At 66.6% G+C, this 7,102-nt stretch carries 6 protein-coding genes; all 6 read left to right on the plus strand.

The genetic code is table 11. The features are described from left to right. Positions 1-20 precede the first annotated feature (20 nt). The 6 genes from QM590_RS07250 to QM590_RS07275 all read left to right on the plus strand — a co-directional run bounded on the left by QM590_RS07250 (position 21) and on the right by QM590_RS07275 (position 6,876). Positions 21-1,478: an amidohydrolase gene (locus QM590_RS07250; protein WP_269594365.1), complete on the plus strand. Its 1,458-nt coding sequence runs from the start codon at positions 21-23 to the stop codon at positions 1,476-1,478. A 100-nt stretch (positions 1,479-1,578) separates the two neighbouring features. Further along, positions 1,579-2,028, plus strand: coding sequence for a hypothetical protein (locus tag QM590_RS07255; protein ID WP_269594366.1), 450 nt, complete (start codon positions 1,579-1,581; stop codon positions 2,026-2,028). After that, entirely contained in the window at positions 2,025-3,515 is a 1,491-nt protein-coding gene (locus tag QM590_RS07260; protein ID WP_269594367.1) for a sensor histidine kinase, read from the plus strand. The genes QM590_RS07255 and QM590_RS07260 overlap by 4 nt, the downstream gene beginning before the upstream one ends. 123 nt (positions 3,516-3,638) lie before the next feature. Then, positions 3,639-5,138 (plus strand): SLC13 family permease, encoded by a 1,500-nt coding sequence (locus tag QM590_RS07265; protein ID WP_269594368.1) that lies wholly within the window; start codon positions 3,639-3,641, stop codon positions 5,136-5,138. Positions 5,139-5,168: 30 nt separating this feature from the next. Further along, positions 5,169-6,362, plus strand: a complete 1,194-nt coding sequence (locus QM590_RS07270; protein ID WP_269594369.1) for a glycerate kinase family protein — start codon at positions 5,169-5,171, stop codon at positions 6,360-6,362. Positions 6,363-6,450: 88 nt separating this feature from the next. After that, positions 6,451-6,876 (plus strand): PPOX class F420-dependent oxidoreductase, encoded by a 426-nt coding sequence (locus QM590_RS07275; protein ID WP_269594370.1) that lies wholly within the window; start codon positions 6,451-6,453, stop codon positions 6,874-6,876. Positions 6,877-7,102: the final 226 nt, after the last annotated feature.

Raw genomic sequence — 7,102 nt, forward strand, 5'->3', positions numbered from 1 at the left:
GACGCTCTAGAGTCCCAGGAGTGATTATCGCCAATGTCGCACTGGATGGTTCCGGCGTGCTCTTCGACATCGAACTGGCAGGGTCGGTCATCGCGGCGATCACCCCCGCAGGTACTCGACGCGCAGTGGGTGACGAGGTGCTCGACGGTGGGGGCGGGGTGGCGCTACCCGGGTTCGTGGACTCTCACGTGCATCTGACGCAGTGGGCGGCAGCCCGTAGGCGAATCGACGTCGGGCCGGCGATGTCGGCGGCCGACGCCGTCGCGCTGGTGTACCCCTACGCGCGTACGGCAGGTGAATCCGTGGTGCGCGCCAACGGTTTCCGTGACGCACAGTGGCCGGAGGAGCCACACAAGGACCTGCTCGAGAATGCGCTGCCCGGTGCCCGCGTGGCGATGACGAGCATGGACCTGCACACGCTGTGGCTGAGCCCGGCGTTGCTCGACGACCTGGGTATCGACCACCCCACCGGTGTGTTGCGCGACGTCGACGGCCTCGAAGCGGTCATGGCTCTCGAAGAGCAGGAGGACCCGGCCGAACTCGATCGGGCCGTGCTCGACGCCACCGCGGCACTGGCGGTCCGCGGAGTCACCGGCGTCGTGGATTTCGAGTTCGCCGACAACAAGACGGTCTGGGATCGACGCCTGACGGCCGGCTCTCCCGCGGTACGCGTCGACACGACCGTGTGGCCGCAATGGCTCGACGAAGCACTCGAGCGCGGCGAGCGGACCGGAGACGTCTCGGCTCTGTCGGAACTGATCCGGCGGGGACCACTCAAGGTGATGCTCGACGGCTCGCTCAACACCCGGACCGCGTGCTGCCACGACCGATACCCGGGGATCGAGGGTGACGACGCGTACGGTCTGCTGCTCGAGACCCAGGAAGGTCTGTTCGAGCTCGTGTCGCGGGCCTCGCGCGGCGGCATCGTTCCGGCGATCCACGCGATCGGTGACCGCGCGAACGGGATTGCTCTCGATGCGTTCGAGCGTGCCGGTTGCGGTGGTCGAATCGAACATGCGCAACAGATCCTGCCGGAGGACATCACGCGTTTCGCAGCGCTCGGCGTCGCGGCATCGGTGCAGCCGCAGCACGCGATGGCCGATCGCGAGATCGCCGAGGATCTGTGGGCCGGACGGCGCTCGGTGGCGTACGGATACGGAACCTTGCACCGCAGCGGGGCGACGCTGCTGTTCGGTTCCGACGCCCCGGTCAGTCCGCCCGAGCCGTTGGCCGGAGTCGCCGCAGCGGTGTTCCGTACCGACGACGACCGACCCCCGTGGCACCCCGAGGAAGCCGTACCTCTCGAGGTGGCACTGCGGGCGGCGTGCGGTGGCCGCGGGATACTCCGCGTGGGGGATACGGCGGACATCGTCGTTCTCGTCGAGCATCCCGTGCACCGATCGGCACACGATCTGGCCGACACCGAGATCCGAGCGACGATCTGCGCCGGCGCGCTGACCCACGCGTCCGCCGGATAGGTACCGGGTTCGCCTACGACGCTTCGGTCTCTACCCGGACATGAGAACTCACTCATGTTGCCCTCATCGGCGTCTCACTCGTTCGAGACAGTGTGGTGATGTGAAGTTCGCACCCAAGATCGCCGCCCTGGCGGCCGTGGTGATCGTTCCGGTGGGCGTGGCACTGGCGAGCACCGTACTCGCCGACCCCCCGCAGCCACCGAGCTTCGAGCCGCGAGTCACCGTCGGAGTCGCGGCACCGAGCGCATCCCAGACCTCCGGCGAGGCACCGCCCCCATCGGACACACCGGCCTCCTCGACCGTGGCACCCCCGACCGCTGCACCCTCGACCGCGGACCCCTCGGTGGCTGAAATTCCTCCCGCGGCCACGGGCCCGGTGGGCGGTACGGCTCCTGCTGCAGCGGAGCCGCCGGCAGCACCGCAGTCCATCGTCGTCCCTGCCCCTCCGCCCGTCGAAGTCATTCCGGACGGTGATGACGATGATGACGACGACGTCGGTGGCCAGGACGATGTGGATGGCGACGACGATGTGGAAGACGACGACGGGTGAACTCCACCGAGAAACTGATCGACGGCAGTGATGCCCGCACCGAGGTGCTCGCGCGGAAGGGCCCTGCGCCCGAGCCTGCGACTCGTCGTCCCCGGGTGGGAACCCGTGTTCCGGCGCGGGTGCGCATCCTCGGCTGGCTGTTGTTCGTCATGGCACTGGCCATGCTGGCCGTAGGGGTTGCCGTGCGAACGATCCTCCTCGCCGATGTCGAGAGAGACACTGCGGTGGCGCTCGAGCAAGAGATCGGCGAGTTCAGCGAGTTCGCCGCGACCGGCCGGGATCCGGACGACGGGTTGCCGTTCGGCAATGTCGCCGATCTGCTCCAGTTGCACCTACAGCGCCAATACCCGGACGACGACGAGATCCTGTTCGGCTACACCGACCGACTGCTGCGTCAGGAGCGCAGCGGCCCGGGAGATCTGGTCGCCGACGCGGCCGTCGTATCGGCGATCGTGGACTCACCCGACAGTGTGGGATCGACGCAGACTTCGGAAGGCGAAGTCTCCTGGGCGAAACAGGTCGCCGAACCTTCCGGCGGAGGCCAGGCCGGAACTTTCGCGATCGGGATCCTCGTCGACCGCGAACGCGCGGACGTATCCGACACCGTTCGTGTGGTGATCGGAGTGTCACTGATGGCACTGCTGTTCACCGGCGGCATCGCCTGGGTCGTGGCCGGGCAGATCCTTGCGCCCGTGCGTCTGGTTCGGCGGACCGCAGCCCAGATCACCACCGACGACCTGTCCAGGCGGATCGAAGTGGACGGCCGAGACGACGTCGCCGAACTCGCCGACACCTTCAACGACATGCTCGATCGATTGGAGTCCGCGTTCGCCGCGCAGCGACAGTTCGTCGACGACGCGAGCCATGAGCTTCGTACGCCGATCACGATCGTGCTGGGGCATCTCGAACTGATGGGTGATGACCCACGCGAGCGCGAAGAGACGGTCCGGCTCGTCACCGACGAGTTGGACCGAATGAACCGGATCGTGGAAGACCTGTTGCTCCTCGCCAAAGCCGAGCGGCCGGATTTCGTGCACAAGCAACCGGTGGATCTCGAGACCCTCACGCGCGACATCGACGCGAAGGTACGCGCGCTCGCCGACCGCGACTGGATACTGGGGCACGTCGGCACGGGCTCGGTGCGGGTCGATCCACAACGAGTCACGCAGGCAGTGCTTCAGCTGGCGCAGAATGCGGTGTCGCACACCGGCCCCGGTGACCGAATCGTCGTGGGCTCCGAGCTCGTCGAGGACCGAGTTCTGTTGTGGGTGAGCGACACCGGTCCCGGTGTGTCCAGCGAGGACGCGCCGACCATCTTCGAACGATTCGCGCGCGGCACCAGTACTTCGCCTCGCTCGGGCAACGGCGGAGCGGGTCTGGGCCTGAGTATCGTGCGAGCGATCGCCGACGGGCATCACGGTGCCGCGACACTCGACAGTCGGCCCGGTGCCGGTGCGACATTCGGGCTCGATCTACCGGCACGGTGAGCGACCGACGATTTCGTTCTGCCAGAAATGTTTCCACGTCACCCACGGCAGTGGAACGGCACATGAAAGAACGCTCATGGAACGTTCATCGGCGTTTCATCGGACGGACCGAGACTGGTCACCATGAACACGGTCAGCTACAGAACGCAGCCACCTCCTGTCCCGGAACCGATGCGCTCGTGGCGCTTTCGCGATCTGTTGACCCGCCGACTGGTCCAGGGTGTCACAAGTTCGGTTGCGCTGCTGGTACTCCTGGCCGTACTCGCCGGCGCGGCGCAAGGGCTGCCCAGCGCCGGGCGGACCACGCTCGTGGTCTTCACCGCAGCTGTCGCGCTCTGGGTGTTCACGAAGATCGACGACACCTACGTAGCTCTCGGTGCCGCACTTGCTCTGGTACTGACCGGTGTGGTGAGCACCGACGCACTGTTCGACACTCTCGGCGAGGAGACCATCTGGCTTCTCATCGCGGCATTCATCATCGCCGCCGGAGTCCGCGAGTCCGGTTTGGCAACGCGCGCAGCAGTATTCATCGTCAGTGGCGCGCGTAGCGTACGCCAGCTCGCCCATCTGGTGACGGCCGCGTTGATCGTGACCGCTTTCGCGATCCCCGCCACCTCGGGTCGCGCGGCCCTTGCGCTGCCGGTGTTCTTGGCGTTGGCGCAGGCGCTCGCCGAGCGCAAGCGGGTGGTGCGGGCTTTGGCAATTCTGTTTCCTACCGTCATCCTGCTGTCCGCGGTGGCGACGCTCATCGGGGCGGGGGCGCATCTGATCACCAGCCAGGTGCTCGAGAGTGCGACGGGTACCGGGATCAGCTTCACCGCGTGGCTGTTGCTCGGTGTGCCGCTGGCCGTGGTCAGCAGCCACTGCGCCGCCGAACTCGTACTGGTGCTGTTCACCGATCGGGAGGATCGCCGAATACCGTTGGCGGTGAACGTATCCGATATGGCATCGCGACTCCCGACACCGGTGACGGGACCGCTGACCATCGCGGAGAACCGGGCCGCGACGCTGCTGGCCGTCGTCATCGTGCTGTGGTGCTCCGAACCGTTGCACGGCGTGCACCCCGCCATCATCGCCCTGCTGGGTGCCTTGATCTCCACCTCACCGCGTGTGGGTACCACCGACTTCGGAAAGGCGCTCGCTACCGTGCCGTGGTCGCTGCTGTTGTTCATGGCGGCAACGCTTGCCCTCGGGACCGCGTTGACGACGTCCGGTGCGGCAGGGTGGCTCTCGGACGGGCTGTTCACGTTGGTTCCGATCGGCTCGGCACCGCCCTGGGTGTTCATCGCGGTGGTGATCGTGCTGTCCGTGGCCTCGCACCTTCTCATCCAATCTCGCTCGGCACGTTCGTCCGTCCTCGTTCCGCTCGTCGTCACCACGGCTTCGGCGCTCGGAGTCGACCCCATGGCTGCGGCCTTCGCGTCGACGGCTGCAGCAGGCTTCTGTCACACCATGCCGTCCTCGGCGAAGCCGGTGGCAATCTTCGCCAAAGCCGAAGGTGCGGAGACGTATTCACCGAAGGACCTGCTACGCCTGTCCGCCTTTCTCGCGCCGCTGACCGCAGGGACCGTGCTGTTCTTCGCCGTGTTCGTGTGGCCGCTGCTCGGCACCCCCATCTCCTGATCTCCCACCCTCGAAAAGGAATCGATCACCATGCCGTCTTCCACCCCACTCCGGTTCGTCGTCGCCCCGTCCGGGTTCAAGGAATCTCTCGGTGCCGACGAGGTCGCGTCGGCCATTGCCGCTGGTATTCGCCGGGTGGTGCCCGGGGCCATCGTCAACTCGGTCCCCCTCGTCGACGGGGGTGAGGGGTCCGCCCGCGCCCTTGCCGGTGCCACCTTGGGCAAGGTGATCGACACCGTCGTGACCGGGCCGGTGGGCAAGCCGGTCGATTCCCATTTCGCTCTGCTGGGAACGGACGGGCCGGTCACCGCGGTCGTGGAGATGGCAGCAGCCGCCGGTCTGTCACTGGTACCGCGAGACATGCGCGACCCGACCTTGACCACGAGCCACGGAGTCGGTGAGCTCATCCGCACCGCTCTCGACTACGGTGCCGAACGAATCCTGTTGGGCTGCGGCGACTCCGGCACCTCGGACGGCGGTGCGGGGCTCCTACAGGCGCTCGGAGTGCGACTCCTCGATGCCGAAGGCCTCGAATTGGGCGACGGCGGAGGCGAGTTGACTCGGCTCGACCACGTCGATGTATCCGGCCTCGATTCACGGCTCGGTCCGGGAAGCGGTGTGGAGATCAGGGTCGCATGCAACCCACACAACATTCTCTGTGGGCCCGGCGGAGTCGCCCGAATCTTCGCACCGCAGAAGGGGGCCACCGCGACGCAAGTGGAGATCCTGTCGGCTGCGATGGACCGCTGGGCCGAGGTGTTGGAGCGTGACGTGTCGACGCGGCCGGCCGGTCTGAACCTCCGCACCGGGCCCGGTACCGGCGCATCCGGCGGGATGGGGGCAGGCGTGGCAGCGGTCCTGCGGGCCGAGCTGCTACCGCGCTTCGAGGTGATGCTCGATCATGTCGACCTCGACAGCCTCATCGCGACAGCAGACCTGGTGTTGACCGCCGAGGGGTCCATCGACAAGCAGACGCCGAAGGGGAAGATCCCGACGGAGGTCGCCCGCCGAGCCAAGCTTCACGGCAAACCTGTGGTGGCGCTCGCGGGAACCATCGGTCTCGACGCCCGCGCCAACTACGACTCGGGTATCGACGCCTTCGCCGGCATCCTGCCCTCACCGGTCGAGTTGGTCGAGGCACTCGAACGGGGTGCCGAGTTCCTGACCGACGCCACGGAGCGAGCGATGAGATTGCTTCTGGTCGGAGCGACTCTCGGCCGGTGAGGCCGGAGCAGCGTGAATGGATCTCGTGGACCTGCCGAAGTGTCCGCGATCGCCGATTCTGTCGGACCACCCGCGTAGCGTGTCTGCGATGACGTCGATCACCGATCCGCGCGTACGCGAGTTTCTGTCCACGGGTACCCGCACCGGCAAGCTCGGGTACCTGGCCTCCGACGGCAGGCCCCTGGTGGCCCCCGTCTGGTTCATCGTCGAGGGCGACGAGATCGTGTTCAACACGGGGGCCGACACCGCAAAGGGTAAGTCGATTCGCCGTGATCCCCGCGTGGTGCTGACCGTCGATCTCGAAGAGCCGCCGTACGGATTCGTCCAGGTGCAGGGCATCGCGTCGGTCGACGAGGATCCCGCCGAGTTGATCCGCACCGCCACCGAGCTGGGGGCTCGGTACATGGGCCGCGATCGCGCCGAGGAGTTCGGCGCACGCAACGGTGTTCCGGGCGAACTGATCGTTCGAGTGACACCGAACAAGGTGATCGCCGCTTTCGACATGACGGCATGACGAGCGACGGTCTTCGCCCGGTCGGCACTGTAGATTGACCGGGTGCCGAATCGAGTCGGAGTGTGTCGGGTGAGCTCGGATCGGGTATCGACTTGTAACGGTCCGGTACATACGGACGGATATGTACTGAAAGGTAACTTCGAGTTGTTTCCGGTGAGAAAATAGAGAACGAAGTAAGCAACTTGCTCGATGTGTTCGGTGCCTGCCGATCGCTGCCCGTGTGGCA

The sequence above is a fragment of the Rhodococcus sp. IEGM 1372 genome (assembly GCF_030056835.1).
GTDB lineage: Bacteria > Actinomycetota > Actinomycetes > Mycobacteriales > Mycobacteriaceae > Rhodococcoides.